Genomic DNA, 16,825 nt, shown 5'->3' with positions numbered 1-16,825 from the left:
ATGTTACGTACATTTTCAGAACACGACATCAAAAATTTTGTTAGTCTTAGAAGAGGAGAAACTAAACTTGGTGAGCTAATACAAACCATATCTGATAGTTCTAACATTATTGAAGAACTAAATAATTCATCTGCTAAATTTGTAATTCTTGGAGTACCTGAAGATATTGGTGTAAAAATGAATTATGGAAATGGTGGTGCTCATACAGCTTTTACTCCTGCTTTAAAAGCATTCTTAAGTACACAAGAAAATCAATTTATCAACGGAGAAAATATTTTTGTTTTAGGATACTTAGACTATTTAGAAGATGTTTCTTATTTTGATAAAAGCGATCGAAATAAAGGTGACTTACTCGTAAAAGCTATTGATCAAAAACTTTCAGAAGTTATTAAATTGATTATTGAAGCTGATAAAATTCCAATTGTAATTGGCGGTGGACATAATAACTCTTACGGAAATTTAAAAGGTTTTTCTGAAGCGAAACAACAAGCTATTAATGTTATCAATTTAGATGCGCATACCGATTTACGTCAATTAGAAGAACGTCATAGTGGAAATGGATTTTCTTATGCTATAGAACGTAATTATCTAGATAAGTACTTTATGTTTGGTTTGCATGAAAATTATACGCCTCAGTATATTTTTGATTACATGCAAGATAAATCCAATATTGATTATAATACTTACGAAGAATTAGAGGTTTATAAAAGCCTTTCTTTTGAGAGTGAACTTGAACGTGCTTCAAATTTTATTCAAGATAAACCTTTTGGTATTGAAATAGACTTAGATTGTATTCAAAACTTTCCTAGTAGTGCTATGACTCCTAGTGGTTTTACTTCTTTACAAGCTAGACAGTTTGTACATTTCTTTGCTAAAAACCCAAATGCTTCTTATATACATATTTGTGAAGGAGCTCCTGCTGTAATGAATAATGAAACAGCCGCAGGACAAGTAGGTAAATTTATAAGTTATTTAATTTCCGACTTTATTAAAGCTAAAGGAAAATAACTCATCCTAAATTAAACTTAGTATTAGTCTATTTTACTAGTACTAAGTTTAAATTTAATCTATCCAATTTTTAAAATCTTTTACTCGTTCTCTACTAACAATTATTTCTGCTTCATTAAATGAGTGTAGTACTAATTTTAAGCGTGAATTAGTATACGAAATAATATCTTTTATAGCATTTATATGAATAATATAGGTTCTATTTACTCGAAAGAATTGCTCAGGATCTAGTTGTTCTTGCCAATGTTCTAGTGAATGGTCTATCAAGTAATTTCTATTTGAATTAGTATGAATATAAGTTGATTTATTTTCTGAATAAAAGCACTCTATTTCATCTACATGTATAATTTTTATGTGTTGTCCTACTTTTATAGTAAAACGCTTTTTGAATTTCCTATCAACTGGATTAATTAATAACTTTCTAATATCATCAATATTAACTTGAACATCCGATTGTTTAGGCTGGTTTTCTTTAAATTTATCAACAGCAATTTTTAATTCGTCCTCATCAATTGGTTTTAATAAATAATCTATGGAGTTTAATTTAAACGCTTTTAACGCGTATTCATCATAAGCTGTAGTAAAAATTATTGCCGATTTTACTTCTACTTCTTCAAAAATTTCGAATGATAAACCATCAGATAGTTGAATGTCTAAAAAAATTAAATCAGGATGCTCATTCTTTTGAAACCAATTAATAGATTCTTCTACGGAATGTAACATTGTTTCTATTTCTATTCCTAATTCAGCTAACATTCTATTTAACCTCCTAGCTGCTGGTTTTTCATCTTCAATTATTAATACTTTCATTATCAATTTTTAATTTTTATCCATGTATTCTTTAACTTTTCTTTCTTCCCACTCTTTATTAAAAAGTACATCCTTTCCAAAAACACTAACTCCATGTAGTATCAAAATCACGCCCCACCAAAAAAAGATTTTATAATTGCTAATATCTGTAAAAGCTTCTACAAAAGTACTACCATAATCAATATCTTTAAAAATTCTATATCCTATGAAAACTAAATTTATTAAAATATAGAATGTTAAATGCTTATAAAACTTTTTTATGTCTTCTACTCTTTTTCTAGCTTTTATATATTTATCTGATTGTTGTTTTGAGTCCATAGTCAGTTAATTTTTATTCATTATATCTTCTATCTTTTTCTTTTCCCAGTTTTCTATAATAGAAATCTTATTTTTAAATGCATAAATACCATTAATAAAAAGGCCAAATGCCCATAACAATGAATTTATCCAAATATTAGTTCTTATCCATTTTAAAGTATTTTGATTAGAAATATGCTCTTCAAAAAAGTTGAATATTGTATCTGAGAAAACAATAATTACAATCATCATTATGACAAACACTTGTAAGTGATTATAAAAACTCTTTTGTTTAGCTACTTTCTTCTGAGCCTGTAAATATTTATCTTCTTTTTTCATCAAACTCCTTTATATATTCTTCAATCTTCCTATTTTCCCAATCTTTATTAAAAAAGATATTTGTTCCGAATGTTCCTAGCCAATGAAAAAATAAACCTATTCCCCAAAAAAGCCAGGTTGCATACACTCCAAAATGAGTTATAGCTTCTACAAAAGATTTATTCTCTTCTGTTGTTAATCCTATAACGATAACTGTTGATATAAAAATATTTACCGCTATATATGCTGCTAAGTGCCAATAGAAGCCTTTTATCTTTTCTACTTTCTTCTTAGCTAATAAGTACTTATGTTCTTGTGTATAATCTCTTTCCATTTTATTTCTTTTTTTCTAAATACTCTTTGATTTTCTTATCCTCCCAATCTTTTCCAAATCCAAAAATTTCTTTTCCAAAAACAAGCATCCAATGGATAAATGTAGCAATACATATTCCTGCTACAGCAAACCAAAACCAGTGATAATAAGGAGAGAATATTAAATTTACTGCTACTATTATTATGATTGATAAAACATTCACAAAAAGATGAGCATAAAACCCTTTAATTTCTTTAATTCTTTTTTTAGCTGCTAAGTATTGTTTTTCTTCAGTATATTTAGTATCCATGATTACTTTTCTTCTTTTAAAAATTCTTTAATTTTTTGTTCTTCCCAATCTTTTCCAAATCCTATTCTTTCAAATCCAAAGACTCCCATCCAGTGAAAAAATAATCCTACTGACATCCCAATTATTGGGTAATAAAACCAGTAATGATCAGGTACAAACTTTAAGTTGATAAAAATTAAGACTGGAATTATTAAAACTGTTACTATTAAATGTATGTATAAACCTTTTATCTTTTCTACCTTCTTTTTTGCTCTGGCGTACCTATACTCTTCTGTGTGTTCTCTTTCCATCTTATCTATATTTTTCTTCATCTTTTAAAATCTCGTTGATCTTACGCTCCTCCCAATTTTTACCTAAGAATAAATTGTAATTATTCACTTCTAAATAATGGAAAACTAAACCTATTCCCCAACCTATCATTGGAAACCAAAACCACTGGAAACCTGAGTACGTCTTTAAATTGATAAAAACTAAAAAAGGTATTACTAAACAGTATGATATTAAGTTTTGATAGAACTCTTTTAACTTCTCTACTCTTTCAACTGCTTTTACATACTTACTATTCTCTAAATCGTTTGTATTATAATTCATTGTATTTGATTTTGTTAACAGTGGTAAACTCACTGTAAATGTTTTATTATTATTTTTTATTTCAACAGCTCTGTTAGTTATTAAACCATAACGATCTGCTATATTCCTTAACCCTACTTTAGTACTCTTACCTATTGCTTCTTTAGGGTTTATATTATTTTGAATTTGTAAAAATCCATTCTCTTCAAAAATCTTTATTTCCAAAGGTTTTGCTGAAGAAACTACATTATGCTTTACTGCATTCTCTAGTAGCAACTGTAACGATAATGGAACTATTTTTAACTCTGGATTACTTATCTCACTTGGTATTGTAAATTTGACAGCATCTTCGAAACGCATTTGTAACAATTCCATATATGTTCTAGCAAATTGTAACTCTTCTTTTATTGGTACTAATTCTTTATTCCTTTGCTCTAAAACATATCGGTAAACTTTTGATAATTTAGTAGTAAACCTTTCAGCTTGTCTAGTATTTTCACCTATTAAAGAGGTTAATACATTTAAACTATTGAATAAAAAGTGAGGGTCTAATTGACTTTTTAATGTTTCAAACTTCGCTGTTTCAGTCTTTGCTACTATTTCATGCTGCGTAGTTTCTTTATTTGCTGCTCTTTTCCACTCTAACATGAAACCTCTTGCATGTAAAAAAGCAGAAACTCCAAAAGAAAATTGTATCCAAAATAAGTGAATCCATAGTAAGGGGCTCTTAAAAAACAACGCTATATCTCTTCCTTGTATTATTATAAACAGTATATAATCTATTATTAAAATAGCTGGTACTGTATATAAAAAAGTAGCTACTATACCTACCCAAACACGTGTATTCGTTTTAGTTACCCAATCCCACTTAGTACTTAAATAATCGTTTAAAAGCCCTTGCCCAAAACCTAATCCAAAAGAATATAAAGCAGATATACTTAACGACATTAGAAAACCTTTAATCGTATAACTCCCTCCTCCTATTAAGAAAAAGAATACTCCAAATATTAATGTAATTTTTAAAGCTAAGAATACACCTTTTTTTAATTCCTTTGGAGAGAATATTTCTGCTCTTGTTTTCATCTTTTGTCTTCTAAATATTGTGATTAAAATCTAATTTCTAAAGATACATTTTTATCATCAACTAAAAATTTGATTTGATCATATTGAGGAGGTCCAAACCGATTTATATTATTAGTAGACACTCCATAATCTTCCATTGGCATACCATTCGGTTCAAAGTCCATTTTATCGTTGTTATTTTTATCATGGAAACAAATAAGTGCATACTCTCCTTCAGGTACATTTTCAAAAACTACGGTACTTTTTCCTTTAGTAATTTTTGACGTTTTTGCTAAAACTGGTTCTTTTCTAAAATTATCTTTAGTAAACAAAGCATAACTTATTTTACCTTCATCCGTTGTAGCATTCATAACTGTTGCTGTCACCGTTCTATTTTGTGCTGATATTTTTCCTACTATAAAAAACAAGCTTACTAAAAAAACTGTTGTAAAAAATTTCATCTCTTTTAATTTGTTGGTTAATACACTACAAATGTCTAGACATTAAGCTGTTTTTAAAACTAAAAGGAACTCAATTGTATTTTTTTTAGGATGAACTGTAACAATTTGTATTTTTGAGCTACTTATAATTTATCAACTGGACTAAACTTAGTGGAAAAGAAACTAGAAAATAAATTTTTATCTGATTTTGAAGCAAATCAAAACATTGTACATAAGGTATGTAGAATATATACTACCAACCAAGATGCACACAATGATTTATTTCAGGAGATAACAATTCAGTTATGGAAAAACTATAGTAAGTTTAGAGGTGATGCTAAATTTAGTACATGGATGTATCGAGTAGCATTAAATACTGCTATTTCTTTGTACAGAAAATCTACCAGAACTGTAAAAACTCAAGACATTACCGACTACACTTTTAAAATTAAGGCTGAAGATTATGATGAGACTGAAGAATTACAACTGAAAGCATTATATAATGCTATTAGAAAACTAAACGATATTGATAAAGCTCTTATCTTTTTGTATTTAGAAGACAAACCTTACAAAGAAATATCAGAAACATTAGGTATTAGTGAAGTAAATGCAAGAGTAAAAATGAACAGAGCTAAAGAAAAATTAAAAAAAATATTAAACCCATAATAATAAATGGATTTAGATAAGTATAAAAAAGCATGGGATAATCAGCCAGAAGAAACCGATAGAGTTTCTAAAGTTGATATCTATAAGATGGCTCACTCCAAGTCGTCATCTATTGTTAAATGGATTTTTATTATTGGAATTTTAGAGCTCATATTTTGGGCTGGATTAAACATCTTTTTTGTAGGATCATCCTATACAGAAGTATACGAGCAATTACATTTAAATAGCTTAGTTAAGGTAAGTGTATATCTTCATTATTTTGTTATAGTTGTATTCTTATACTTTTTTTATAAAAATTATAAATCAATTTCTATTTCTGATACTACCAAAGTCTTACTTCAGAAAATTTTAAAAACAAGAAAAACAGTAAAATACTATGTATATTTTAATCTTTTATATGTAGTACTTGCAAATGTTTTTCTGCTATGTTTTGTATTCTCAGATTTAGATTTGTTAATAGATTATTATCATAGTCAAGGAATTGCAACGCCTGACAATAAACAGCACTTATTAATTTCATTAATTGTAGCTACTGTTTTCTTATTAGGATTTATGGTACTTATCCTTTGGTTGTTCTATAGAATAATCTACGGAGTTCTATTAAGAAAATTAAATAAAAACTATAAAGAGTTATCTAAACTCGAAGATTTAAACTAATAAAAAAGAGGAAGTTAAAACTTCCTCTTTTTTATTAGAATGATTTTAATTCATCAAGCAAAATAGTTAACATCTCATCTGTAAAATCAAGATGAGTAACGATTCGTAATTTGCCTTCTCCCATAGAAATTAACAAAATACCTTTTTGCTTCATTTTTTCAATAAAGTCCATTGAATCAATATTATCATTTACATAAAAGATTACAATATTGGTTTCAATAGGCTCTACTTTTTTTACATACGAACAATTTTCTAAAACCTCACCTATTGCTTTTGCTCTTGAATGATCATCAGCTAAACGATCTATTAAGTTGTCTAATGCATAAATTCCAGCTGCAGCTAAAAAACCTGCTTGTCGCATTCCTCCTCCAAATAACTTACGTACACGTAATGCTCTTTCTATATGCTTTTTGCTTCCTACTAAAACTGACCCCACTGGTGCTCCTAATCCTTTTGATAAACAAATAGAAATTGTATCAAACAATTCACCATATTGTTGAGGTGTTTCATTTTTAGCAACTAATGCATTAAACAAACGAGCACCATCCAAATGATATGCTAAATTATAATCTCTGGTTACTTTACCTATTTTTACTAATTCTTCAAAATCCCAGCATGCACCACCTCCTTTATTAGTTGTATTTTCAATACAAACTAATCGATTAAAAGGAACATGAATATCTGCTCTACCAGATACAGCATTTTCTAATTGTTCTGCTGTAAACATTCCTCTATCACCATCAATTAAATATGAAGTTATCCCTGAATTAAAAGCTGCTCCACCACCTTCGTAATTATACACATGTGCCCATTTATCGCAAAACATTCTATCACCAGGTTGCGTATGTATCTTTATAGCCGCTTGATTTGCCATGGTTCCTGATGGGAAAAATAAAGCCGCCTCCATTCCAAATAATTTGGCAACTTTATCTTGTAATAAATTTACAGTAGGATCAGCACCAAACACATCATCGCCAACTTCAGCATTCATCATTGCTTTTAGCATTCCTTCGGTTGGTTTTGTTACTGTATCGCTTATTAAGTTTATTTCCATTTTTAACTACGATTTTTAAATGTATTTTTGCATTATGATTACACACGAACAGTTAAAAAATGTTACTGAACGAATCGGCAAGTTAAAAGGTTATTTAGAAATTGACAAGAAGTTAATTGAAATTAACAATGAAGAAGAAAAAACTGCGGATCCTGACTTTTGGAACAATCCGAAAGAAGCTGAGATATTAATGAAATCCCTTCGTTTTAAAAAAAAATGGGTAAATGATTATAATTCAATTGTTACAATGAATGAAGATCTTACGGTTTTATACGATTTTTATAAAGAAGGAGATGTTGAAGAGGCTGAAGTTGTTGAACAATTTGAAAAAACCGCTACTTACTTAGAAGATATCGAATTTAAAAATATGCTATCTGATGAAGGAGATAGTTTAAGTGCTACCATACAAATAACAGCTGGTGCTGGAGGAACTGAAAGTTGTGATTGGACCGAGATGTTATTTCGTATGTATACCATGTGGGCAGAAAAACAAGGTTTTAAATTAAAAACTTTAAACTACCAAGCTGGAGATACCGCTGGTATTAAAACAGTAACAATTGAAGTTGAGGGTGATTATGCTTTCGGATGGTTAAAAGGTGAAAACGGTGTACATCGTTTAGTTAGAATTTCCCCTTTTGATAGCAATGCCAAGCGTCATACATCTTTTGCTTCTGTATATGTGTATCCTGTTGCTGATGATTCTATAGAAATTGAAATAAACCCTGCTGACATTGAAATTACAACTGCACGTTCAAGTGGTGCTGGTGGACAAAATGTAAACAAAGTAGAAACTAAAGTTCAATTACACCATAAACCAACTGGAATTCAAATTCAATGTTCTAATTCACGCTCTCAACACGATAATAGAGCTACTGCTTTACAAATGCTTAAATCACAATTATATGAGATTGAGTTACAAAAACGTTTAGCTGCTCGTGCCGATATTGAAGCCAATAAGATGAAAAATGAATGGGGAAGTCAAATACGTAACTATGTAATGCATCCGTACAAACTTGTAAAGGATGTTCGTACAGCTCACGAAACTGGTAATGTGGATGCTGTAATGGATGGAAATATTAATCCTTTTTTAAAGGCTTATTTAATGTTAAACGGACAAAAAGAAAAATAATGATAAAAATATACCATAACAATAGATGTAGTAAATCTCGCAACGGTTTACAAATTTTGGAAGAATCTGGAAAAGAATTTGAGATAGTAAAATACTTAGATAATATTCCTAGTAAAGAAGAATTAACAGAAGTTATTAGCTTACTTAACATATCCCCTATTGAATTAGTCCGAAAAAATGAAAAAATATGGAAAGAAGAGTTTAAAGGAAAAGATTTATCTGATTCAGAAATTATAGATGCAATGATAACCAACCCTAAACTTATAGAACGCCCTATTGTTGTTAATGGCAACAAAGCTGTTATTGGACGTCCTCCAGAAAATATTTTAGATATTATTTAAAAAAAAGGCTCTCAAAAAATTGAGAGCCTTTTTTTTAACACTAATTAACAACTAAACTTTTAGTTTCTAATTTTATCATAGTATATTAGCAATTCAATCAATTTATAGATAATACTATGAGAAAAATTTTATGGGGGTTATCCCTCGCTTTGATAGCCACATCTGGTTACAGTCAAATTGCCAAAGAAAGAAAGCAACAGCTTTCTAAAAAGGAAAAAATTCGTTCTATGAAAATTCCAACTGATCCTTCAGTTAAGATAGGTAAACTATCTAATGGAATTACATATTACATTAAACAAAACCCTAAACCAGCTAACAAAGTTGAACTACGTTTAGCTGTCAACGCTGGATCTATTCTTGAAGATAATGACCAATTAGGTTTAGCTCACTTCATGGAGCACATGAACTTTAATGGTACTAAAAACTTTAAGAAAAATGAATTAGTAGATTATTTACAATCTATTGGTGTAAAATTTGGTGCACACTTAAATGCTTATACTGGTTTTGATGAAACAGTATATATTTTACCTATTCCAAGTGATGATGAAACTAAGTTAGAAAAAGGTTTTCAAATTCTTGAAGACTGGGCACATGGAGCATTATTAGAAGGAAAAGACATTGATGAAGAGCGTGGTGTTGTTTTAGAAGAATACCGTTCTCGTAGAGGTGCAGACAGTCGTATGTTAGAAAAATACTTACCTAAGGTAATGCATGGTTCTAAATATGCTCAAAGATTACCTATTGGAACTAAAGAAAGCATCGAAAACTTTAAACATGAAAGTATTCGTCGTTTTCATAAAGATTGGTACCGTCCAGATTTAATGGCTGTTGTTGCTGTTGGAGATGTTGACGTAAAAACCTTAGAAGAAAAAATTAAATCACACTTCGGTAAAATTCCTGCGGCTAAAAACCCAAGAAAAAGAGAGGTTGCTCCTTTAAAGAATCATAAAGAAACTTTTATCGCTATTGAAGCTGATAAAGAAGCTCCTTTTTCTAGAGTACAATTAATGTACAAAGATTATGACGAAGCTAAACCTGAAGTAACTGTTGGTGACTATAGAAACTCTTTAGTGAAGTCTTTATTCGCTCAAATGTTAAACAATCGTTTAGACGAATTACGTAACAGCGAAAAGCCACCTTTTGTTTACGGATTTAGTTACCATGGAGGTACTTGGGCTAGAGGTAAAAACGCTTACCAATCTATGGCTGGAACTAGTGCTGATGGTCAATTAAAAGGATTACAAGCTTTATTAGACGAAAGCGAGCGTGTAAAGAGATATGGATTTAAACAAGGTGAATTAGATAGAGCTAAAAAGAATGTAGTTGCTCGTATTGAAAAAGCTTTTAAAGACAAAGATAAAAGAGAGTCTAACAGAATTGTTGGTGAATACGTAAGTAACTATTTAGACAAAGAACCAATCCCTAGTATTGATTGGGAATACAAAGCTCACCAAATGTTATTACCTTCTGTTCAACTTGATGAAGTTAACAACATTATTAAAAACTTTTTACATGATGATAATCGTGTAGTTGTTATTACTGGACCTAAAAAGGTAGTAACTGAACAACAAGTTTTAGACGCTTTAAACAATGTAAAAACAAAAGATTTAAAGCCTTATGAAGATAAAGCTGTAGCTACTTCTTTAATTACTAAAGCTCCAACTGCTGGAACAATTGTTAAAACAACTGAAAACAAAAAATTAGGTACTAAAACATTTGTATTAAGCAACGGTGCTAAAGTTACTTTCAAAAAGACTGATTTTAAAAATGATGAAATTTTATTTGATGCATTCAGTTTTGGAGGTACTTCTTTATACACAGATGAAGAGTTAAAAGCTACTTCTTTTGCTAATGGAGCATTATCGCAAGCTGGAATTAACAACTACTCTAAAAATGACTTATCTAAGATGATGTCTGGTAAAATTGTACGTGTTAATCCATATATTGGTGGATTAAGTGAAGGGTTTAGAGGTTCTGCTTCTCCTAAAAACTTAGAAGAGCTTTTCCAAATGGTTCATTTATATTTCACTTCTTTAAATAAAGATGAAAAAGCATTTAAATCATATGTTAACAAGCAAAAAGGATTCTTAGGAAACTTATTAGCTAGTCCAAACTTCTTCTTTCAAAAAGAAATGTCTGAATTTATGAACGAAGGAAATACTCGTTATACTGGTTTTCCAACACCTGAAAAATATGAAAAAGCTGATTATAATTTAGCTTATAAGAAGTACCAAGAGCGTTTTGCTGATGCTGGTGATTTTAACTTCTATTTTGTAGGTAACGTTGATGAGAATAAACTTGCAGAGTTCTCTAAGAAATATATAGCTAGTTTACCTGGTAAAAATTCTAATGAATCATACAAAGTAAGTTCTTTCAGACCTTTATCAGGATCACACTCAAAAACTGTATTGAAAGGTAAAGATCCAAAAAGTAACGTAAGTATTACTTACCAAGGTAAAGCTAAATACAATAAGAAAGACGCTTTAGCTTTTACTAGTTTAGGAGAAATTGTAGGTATTAAATTAACTGAAAAATTACGTGAAAAAGAAGGAGGAGTTTATTCTTCTAGAACTAGAGGACGTATTTCAAAAATGCCATACGGATGGTATCGTTTTAATATTTCATTCCCTTGTGCTCCAGAAAATGTTGAGAAATTAAAAACAATTTCTGTTAATCAAGTTGCTGACATTGTTAAAAATGGTCCAACTGAAGAAGATTTAATGAAAACTAAAAAAGCAATGATTGCTGATCATAAAGAAGATCTTAAGAAAAATCGTTTTTGGTTAAGAACAATTAAAAATGTTGACTACCAAAAGAATGATGATTCTGATGCTACATCTTTTGAAGATCGCGTAAATGCTTTAACTAAAAAAGATATTCAGAAAGTTGCTAAAAAATATTTAACCAATGGTTATATTCTAGGAGTATTAAATCCTGAAAAATAATATTGATTAGTAGATAAATAAAAAAGCTCTCAAGAAATTGGGAGCTTTTATTTTTTTATAAATTGAGATTGAAGAAATCCCAAACCATATCCATAAAACTGTGTAAGTGTAGTTATAATACTAAAAAAAGCTACTTTAAAGCTTTTATTTTGAAATAATGAATCGATGAATAGAAAAGTAAAATAAACTCCATAAAAAGCTAAAAACTGCCATATTCCAAATAAGGCTGTTATAATAGCAATATCTAATCCAATAATGAATAAACTTGGAAACCAAAAAGTGATTTTAGCTGTTTCTGGGTATTTTTTATTTAAGATAGGCCTTGCTGTCCCAAAAGAAAAAGTTTGCTTAAAAAATTGTTTTATAGTACTTCTTCTCTTATGATACACATAGGCTGTTTCTATCAATTGAGTTTCAAAACCTTCTTCCCATAATCGAAAACTTAAATCGATATCTTCTCCAGTTTTCATTTTAGAAAAACCTTTGGTTGCTAGAAAAGCTTTTTTTGACAATCCAAAATTAAAACTCCTCGGTTGAAATTTCCCAACTCCTTTTTTCTTACCTCTAATTCCTCCTGTTGTTAAAATAGAAGTCATCGAGTAGTTTATTGCTTTTTGAAGTGTTGTAAAACTTTCATGTGCAGCATCTGGTCCTCCAAAAGCATCAGTGTATTTTTCTTCTAATCTTTGGTAAACTTCAGATAAATACTGCTGAGGAACAATCACATCAGAATCAAGTATAATAAAATAGTTTCCAGAAGCTTTTTCCATTCCATAATTTCTACTAGCTCCTGCCCCACTATTCTCTTTAAAAAAATAATGAAGATTTAATTTCTCTTTATAGCTATCAACTATTTCCTCTGAAGAATTCTCTGATCCATCTTCTATAATAAGTACTTCAAAATTATGCTGAAAATCTTGTTTGGTAAGACTTTCTAATAATTCATCAATTTCTTTTGGCCGATTATATACCGGAACTATTATAGAAAAATTTAATTCCATTATACTAAAACACTTTCATTTATTTGTTTAGTAATACCTTTCCAAAGATTAATTCTTTTTGCTAAAGATTCTTTTGCATAGTACAATACATCATCCCACTTTTGTTGATCTGTACCACATAATTCTTCAATCATTTTTAATGATAAAGGCCCATGTTCATCTCCATCCAATTCAATATGTCTATTCAAATAATAAGTAAGTTTACTATAATTAGAACTTTCCTTTTCTTCAGTATTTTTTACTATTTCTAAAAACATATCTGGTATTACATCTTCTCTACCAAATGTAAAACTTGAAGCTATAATATGAGGTTGAGAAGTTGCTATTACTTCAAAAGTAAAGTTTATAAACTCTTTTACTTCATCAATAGCGTTTACACTTTGTAAGGCTTCTTGAATATTTTCACCATCAATAAGTTTTGATATAAATTTAGCTATTTGAGAAGTATCTGCTCCTGCTTGCCTCATAGCATCGATATACATCTCGAAATGACTCTTAGGCTCTCCTAACTCATTTACATCTGTTTCTTCTCCTAATACAATTTCATTTATAAATTGAGCTGTAGTTGAGTTTGCTACTGGAAGCCACGGTAAATTAACACAAGTTAAATTTTGTTGCAATGCTTTTAACAACGACATAAAATCCCAAACTGCAAATACGTGAGATTCCATAAATGTTTTTACATCTTCAATATCTTTTAACGATGTATATAAATCATGTGTTTTTAGCTCTTGTCTTAATGATTCAAGCTCCTTCTCAATGTGTAAAATTGTGTTCATAACTGTATATATCAATAAAAAATGCAAATCTAACGATTTGCATTTTATTTTTTTCTTTATCTAAAAATTACTCTTCAGTAAATTTTTCCATTACTGCATCACTCACTCCCATGTTAGAGAATCCTCCATCATGAAATAAGTTTTGTAACGTTACTTTCTTTGTTAAATCAGAGAATAATGAAATTGTATAATCAGCACACTCTAAAGCAGTAGCATTTCCTAATGGAGACATTTTTTCTGCATAAGAAATAAATCCATCAAAACCTTTAACTCCTTGTCCAGCTGTTGTTGGTGTAGGTGACTGTGAAATTGTATTTACACGTACTTTATGATCTCTTCCAAAGAAGTAACCGAAACTACGAGCAATAGACTCTAAATAAGCTTTATTGTCAGCCATATCATTATAATCAGGAAATACTCTTTGTGCTGCCATATAAGTTAATGCAACAATACTTCCCCATTCATTCATAGCTTGCTTATTGTATAAAACGTTCATTACTTTGTGAAATGACACAGCTGAAACGTCCCATCCTTTTGTTGTAAAATCATATTTAGAATCAGTATAATGACGTCCTTTACGTACATTTACCGACATTCCTATAGAGTGTAATACAAAATCTATTTTTCCACCTAAAATTTCCATAGACTTTTCAACTAAGTTTGTTAAATCTTCCATAGAAGTAGCATCTGCAGGAATAATTTCAGATCCAGTTTTTGCTGCTAACTCTTTAATTTGCCCCATACGCATTGCTATAGGTGCATTGGTTAAAACAAATTCCGCTCCTTCTTCATGAGCACGCTCCGCAACTTTCCAAGCAATAGAATTTTCATCTAATGCTCCAAAAATAATTCCTTTTTTACCTTTTAATAAGTTATACATATTATTTTATATTTTTAAATATAGTTGTTCGTTTGTTCAGCAAATATACCTTAATTTAATAATTCTTTGGCGTGGGTTAAGGCGCTTTCTGAAATATCTTTCCCGCTTAACATCTCTGCTATTTCCACAATACGCTCTTCTTCAGATAGTACTTTTAAGTTAGAAGTAGTAACTCCTTTTTCTTCTCCTTTAAATACTTTGTAATGTCTTGCTCCTTTTGCTGCTATTTGTGGTAAGTGTGTTATTGTAATTACCTGCATGTTAGCTCCCATATCTTCCATAATCTTTGCAATTTTGTTAGATACTTCACCGGATACTCCTGTATCAATTTCATCAAAAATAATGGTTGGTAATTGTATATTTTTTGATAATATTTTTTTAATCGATAACATAATTCTAGAAAGTTCACCTCCAGATGCTACTTTTTTAAGCTCTCCAAAATTCCCTCCTTTGTTTGCCGAAAATAAGAATGCTAAATTATCTTTTCCGTTTGATAAATAAGTTTCAGAATCGGTTAACTCTATTGAAAAACGAGCATTTGGCATTCCTAACTCTGCTAATAAAAACTCTAACTCCTTTTGTAATTTAGGAATTGCTTTATTTCTAGATTTTGTAATCATGGCTGCTACTTCATCGAGCTTTTTAGCAACCTCATTAATTTCTGATTTTTTTGCTTCTAGTAAACCTCCTGCATCTTCAACTTGAGCTACTTTTTCCGACAACGATTCATAAATAGCTAATAATTCTTTTATAGAATCTACCGAATGCTTTTTTTGTAAATTATAAATTAATTGTAATCTATCATTTAATTCCTCAATCTCATTAGGATTAAACTCAACATCTTCATTGGCTGTTTCTAATTCAGAAATAACATCGTCCAATTCTATCTTTACACTAGAGATTCTATTAGATAGTTCTTCATAATTTTTAGAAAAAGAACTAATTTTCTGTAAGTTATTTTCTAATGAGTGAAGCAAACTCTGAATTCCTATTTCTTCGTTGATAGAAGTTTGTAAAGCTTCTGATAAATTTAATTTTATCTCTTCAATATTATTTAATTTATCAAGCTTTTCTTCTAAAATCTCTTGCTCACCTTCTTTTAAGTCAGCCTCTTCAAGTTCTTTAAATAAGTGTAAGTTATATTCGTATTGTTCTTTAGATTTTTCAGTTTCTTCTTGAAGTGTTTTTAATTCTTTTTTAAGAGAATTATACTTCACCATTCCTCTTTGGTAGGATGCTACTTTTGCTTGATTTTTAGCCAAAGCATCAATTACAGAGAACTGAAAACCTACATCAGATAATTCCATAGTCTGATGCTGTGAATGAATATCTATCAATCTTCCTTTTAAAGAAGTTAATACCGATAAAGTAACTGGTGTATCATTTACAAATGCTCTTGATTTTCCTGAAGGTAAAATCTCTCTTCTTATAATAGTCTCCGCTTCATAATCAAGATCTAACTTCTTAAATAAGTTTTGTAAAGAATAACCTTCTACATCAAACTGTGCTTCTATTACACATTTCTTTTCTGTATTCTTTAAAGATGATAAATCGGCACGATTCCCCATTACCAAGCCCAAAGCTCCTAATAAAATGGATTTTCCAGCTCCTGTTTCACCTGTTATTATTGATAAACCTTTTGTGTAATCAATCGATAATTGATTGATTAATGCATAATTATGTATAGATAAATGTGTTAACAAATCTCACTTTTTAGAAAAAATAAAAGTAAGGATTTTGAGGGAATTAAAAATTCATTTTTATAGAAAGAATAATATAAGATTTAATAAAACTTTACTTATTAAATTAATAACTCTATTGTTTTATAGCTTGTAGTTTTAAAATACAACCTTAGGTTTTGATTTTCTTAAAATTCACTTTTTAAACTGTTTTTATAACTTTAATTTAATAAATTTGTTAAGCTATATTCTCCCGACTTATACAAACTAATTATTTATTGTCTTGATATATAAGACATATTGAAAAGTATGGATGAGAATATTAAAATTATTAAAGAAAATATACGCTTAGAACGTTTAAGGAAAGGACTCTCTCAAGATAAGATGGCTAATCTACTTCAAATTAGTCAAAATGCTTACAGTAAGATAGAAAGTGGTAAAACAACCCTAACTATTATTCGCTTGCATCAGATAGCTAAAGTATTAGAAATACCATTTGAAAAACTATTTTTAGGATAATTAACATCACAAAAAAAGCTATAATGATTATTACATTATAGCTTTTA

The 16,825-nt window shown here is 29.5% G+C and carries 20 protein-coding genes; 7 read left to right on the top strand and 13 right to left on the bottom strand.

What is annotated here, in order from left to right:
- Nucleotides 1-1,008, top strand: coding sequence for a formimidoylglutamase (locus ACOQN8_RS14135; RefSeq protein ID WP_420553160.1), 1,008 nt, complete (start codon nucleotides 1-3; stop codon nucleotides 1,006-1,008).
- 54 nt (nucleotides 1,009-1,062) lie between these two features.
- On the opposite strand, the gene ACOQN8_RS14130 is transcribed toward ACOQN8_RS14135, so the two are convergent.
- Genes ACOQN8_RS14130 through ACOQN8_RS14095 form a run of 8 tightly spaced genes read right to left on the bottom strand, consistent with a single transcriptional unit; the run spans nucleotide 1,063 to nucleotide 5,149 of the window.
- On the bottom strand, nucleotides 1,063-1,818 hold the full coding sequence (locus tag ACOQN8_RS14130) for a LytR/AlgR family response regulator transcription factor (RefSeq protein ID WP_272148982.1): 756 nt from the start codon (nucleotides 1,816-1,818) through the stop codon (nucleotides 1,063-1,065).
- Nucleotides 1,819-1,827: 9 nt separating this feature from the next.
- Nucleotides 1,828-2,136, bottom strand: a complete 309-nt coding sequence (locus ACOQN8_RS14125; protein WP_420553159.1) for a 2TM domain-containing protein — start codon at nucleotides 2,134-2,136, stop codon at nucleotides 1,828-1,830.
- Between the two features lie 6 nt (nucleotides 2,137-2,142).
- The gene (locus tag ACOQN8_RS14120; protein ID WP_420553158.1) at nucleotides 2,143-2,454 is read right to left on the bottom strand and encodes a 2TM domain-containing protein; all 312 of its coding nucleotides are present in this window, start codon (nucleotides 2,452-2,454) and stop codon (nucleotides 2,143-2,145) included.
- The gene (locus ACOQN8_RS14115; RefSeq protein WP_272148978.1) at nucleotides 2,438-2,767 is read right to left on the bottom strand and encodes a 2TM domain-containing protein; all 330 of its coding nucleotides are present in this window, start codon (nucleotides 2,765-2,767) and stop codon (nucleotides 2,438-2,440) included. The genes ACOQN8_RS14120 and ACOQN8_RS14115 overlap by 17 nt, the downstream gene beginning before the upstream one ends.
- A gap of 1 nt (nucleotide 2,768) precedes the next feature.
- The gene (locus tag ACOQN8_RS14110; RefSeq protein WP_235273746.1) at nucleotides 2,769-3,056 is read right to left on the bottom strand and encodes a 2TM domain-containing protein; all 288 of its coding nucleotides are present in this window, start codon (nucleotides 3,054-3,056) and stop codon (nucleotides 2,769-2,771) included.
- Between the two features lie 2 nt (nucleotides 3,057-3,058).
- Nucleotides 3,059-3,367, bottom strand: a complete 309-nt coding sequence (locus ACOQN8_RS14105) for a 2TM domain-containing protein (protein WP_420553157.1) — start codon at nucleotides 3,365-3,367, stop codon at nucleotides 3,059-3,061.
- Complete coding sequence (locus tag ACOQN8_RS14100) at nucleotides 3,348-4,709, bottom strand: 2TM domain-containing protein (RefSeq protein ID WP_420553156.1); 1,362 nt, start codon at nucleotides 4,707-4,709, stop codon at nucleotides 3,348-3,350. The genes ACOQN8_RS14105 and ACOQN8_RS14100 overlap by 20 nt, the downstream gene beginning before the upstream one ends.
- A gap of 23 nt (nucleotides 4,710-4,732) precedes the next feature.
- The gene (locus ACOQN8_RS14095) at nucleotides 4,733-5,149 is read right to left on the bottom strand and encodes a DUF2141 domain-containing protein (RefSeq protein ID WP_420553155.1); all 417 of its coding nucleotides are present in this window, start codon (nucleotides 5,147-5,149) and stop codon (nucleotides 4,733-4,735) included.
- A gap of 150 nt (nucleotides 5,150-5,299) precedes the next feature.
- Here ACOQN8_RS14095 and ACOQN8_RS14090 point away from each other — a divergent pair, with 150 nt between their 5' ends.
- On the top strand, nucleotides 5,300-5,794 hold the full coding sequence (locus tag ACOQN8_RS14090; RefSeq protein ID WP_420553154.1) for an RNA polymerase sigma factor: 495 nt from the start codon (nucleotides 5,300-5,302) through the stop codon (nucleotides 5,792-5,794).
- Nucleotides 5,795-5,800: 6 nt separating this feature from the next.
- The gene (locus ACOQN8_RS14085) at nucleotides 5,801-6,451 is read left to right on the top strand and encodes a hypothetical protein (RefSeq protein WP_420553153.1); all 651 of its coding nucleotides are present in this window, start codon (nucleotides 5,801-5,803) and stop codon (nucleotides 6,449-6,451) included.
- A 34-nt stretch (nucleotides 6,452-6,485) separates the two neighbouring features.
- On the opposite strand, the gene ACOQN8_RS14080 is transcribed toward ACOQN8_RS14085, so the two are convergent.
- Nucleotides 6,486-7,505, bottom strand: a complete 1,020-nt coding sequence (locus ACOQN8_RS14080; RefSeq protein ID WP_420553152.1) for a threonine aldolase family protein — start codon at nucleotides 7,503-7,505, stop codon at nucleotides 6,486-6,488.
- 34 nt (nucleotides 7,506-7,539) lie between these two features.
- On the opposite strand from ACOQN8_RS14080, the gene prfB reads away from it, so the two are divergent.
- The 3 genes from prfB (at nucleotide 7,540) to ACOQN8_RS14065 (ending at nucleotide 11,920) form a co-directional block, all read left to right on the top strand.
- The gene (gene prfB / locus ACOQN8_RS14075; protein ID WP_150898890.1) at nucleotides 7,540-8,634 is read left to right on the top strand and encodes a peptide chain release factor 2; all 1,095 of its coding nucleotides are present in this window, start codon (nucleotides 7,540-7,542) and stop codon (nucleotides 8,632-8,634) included.
- Nucleotides 8,634-8,975, top strand: a complete 342-nt coding sequence (gene arsC, locus ACOQN8_RS14070) for an arsenate reductase (glutaredoxin) (RefSeq protein WP_420553151.1) — start codon at nucleotides 8,634-8,636, stop codon at nucleotides 8,973-8,975. The genes prfB and arsC overlap by 1 nt, the downstream gene beginning before the upstream one ends.
- 116 nt (nucleotides 8,976-9,091) lie before the next feature.
- Complete coding sequence (locus tag ACOQN8_RS14065) at nucleotides 9,092-11,920, top strand: M16 family metallopeptidase (RefSeq protein ID WP_420553150.1); 2,829 nt, start codon at nucleotides 9,092-9,094, stop codon at nucleotides 11,918-11,920.
- A 47-nt stretch (nucleotides 11,921-11,967) separates the two neighbouring features.
- Here the strand turns inward: ACOQN8_RS14065 and ACOQN8_RS14060 are convergent, their stop codons facing one another.
- The 4 genes from ACOQN8_RS14060 to recN form a co-directional block, all read right to left on the bottom strand.
- Nucleotides 11,968-12,921, bottom strand: a complete 954-nt coding sequence (locus tag ACOQN8_RS14060; protein ID WP_420553149.1) for a glycosyltransferase family 2 protein — start codon at nucleotides 12,919-12,921, stop codon at nucleotides 11,968-11,970.
- Complete coding sequence (locus ACOQN8_RS14055; protein WP_150898894.1) at nucleotides 12,921-13,700, bottom strand: DUF3050 domain-containing protein; 780 nt, start codon at nucleotides 13,698-13,700, stop codon at nucleotides 12,921-12,923. The genes ACOQN8_RS14060 and ACOQN8_RS14055 overlap by 1 nt, the downstream gene beginning before the upstream one ends.
- Nucleotides 13,701-13,767: 67 nt before the next feature.
- Complete coding sequence (locus tag ACOQN8_RS14050; RefSeq protein ID WP_150898895.1) at nucleotides 13,768-14,580, bottom strand: enoyl-ACP reductase FabI; 813 nt, start codon at nucleotides 14,578-14,580, stop codon at nucleotides 13,768-13,770.
- A 50-nt stretch (nucleotides 14,581-14,630) separates the two neighbouring features.
- Entirely contained in the window at nucleotides 14,631-16,283 is a 1,653-nt protein-coding gene (gene recN / locus ACOQN8_RS14045) for a DNA repair protein RecN (protein WP_420553148.1), read from the bottom strand.
- A gap of 285 nt (nucleotides 16,284-16,568) precedes the next feature.
- Here recN and ACOQN8_RS14040 point away from each other — a divergent pair, with 285 nt between their 5' ends.
- Nucleotides 16,569-16,778 carry a helix-turn-helix domain-containing protein gene (locus ACOQN8_RS14040; RefSeq protein WP_420553147.1) on the top strand — a complete coding sequence of 70 codons (210 nt, stop codon included), beginning with the start codon at nucleotides 16,569-16,571 and terminating at the stop codon, nucleotides 16,776-16,778.
- Nucleotides 16,779-16,825: the final 47 nt, after the last annotated feature.

This window comes from Tenacibaculum aiptasiae (assembly GCF_965221665.1).
Classification (GTDB): domain Bacteria; phylum Bacteroidota; class Bacteroidia; order Flavobacteriales; family Flavobacteriaceae; genus Polaribacter; species Polaribacter aiptasiae.
Note: the sequence above shows the minus strand (reverse complement) of the source record. Positions and strands in the feature narration are given on the sequence as shown.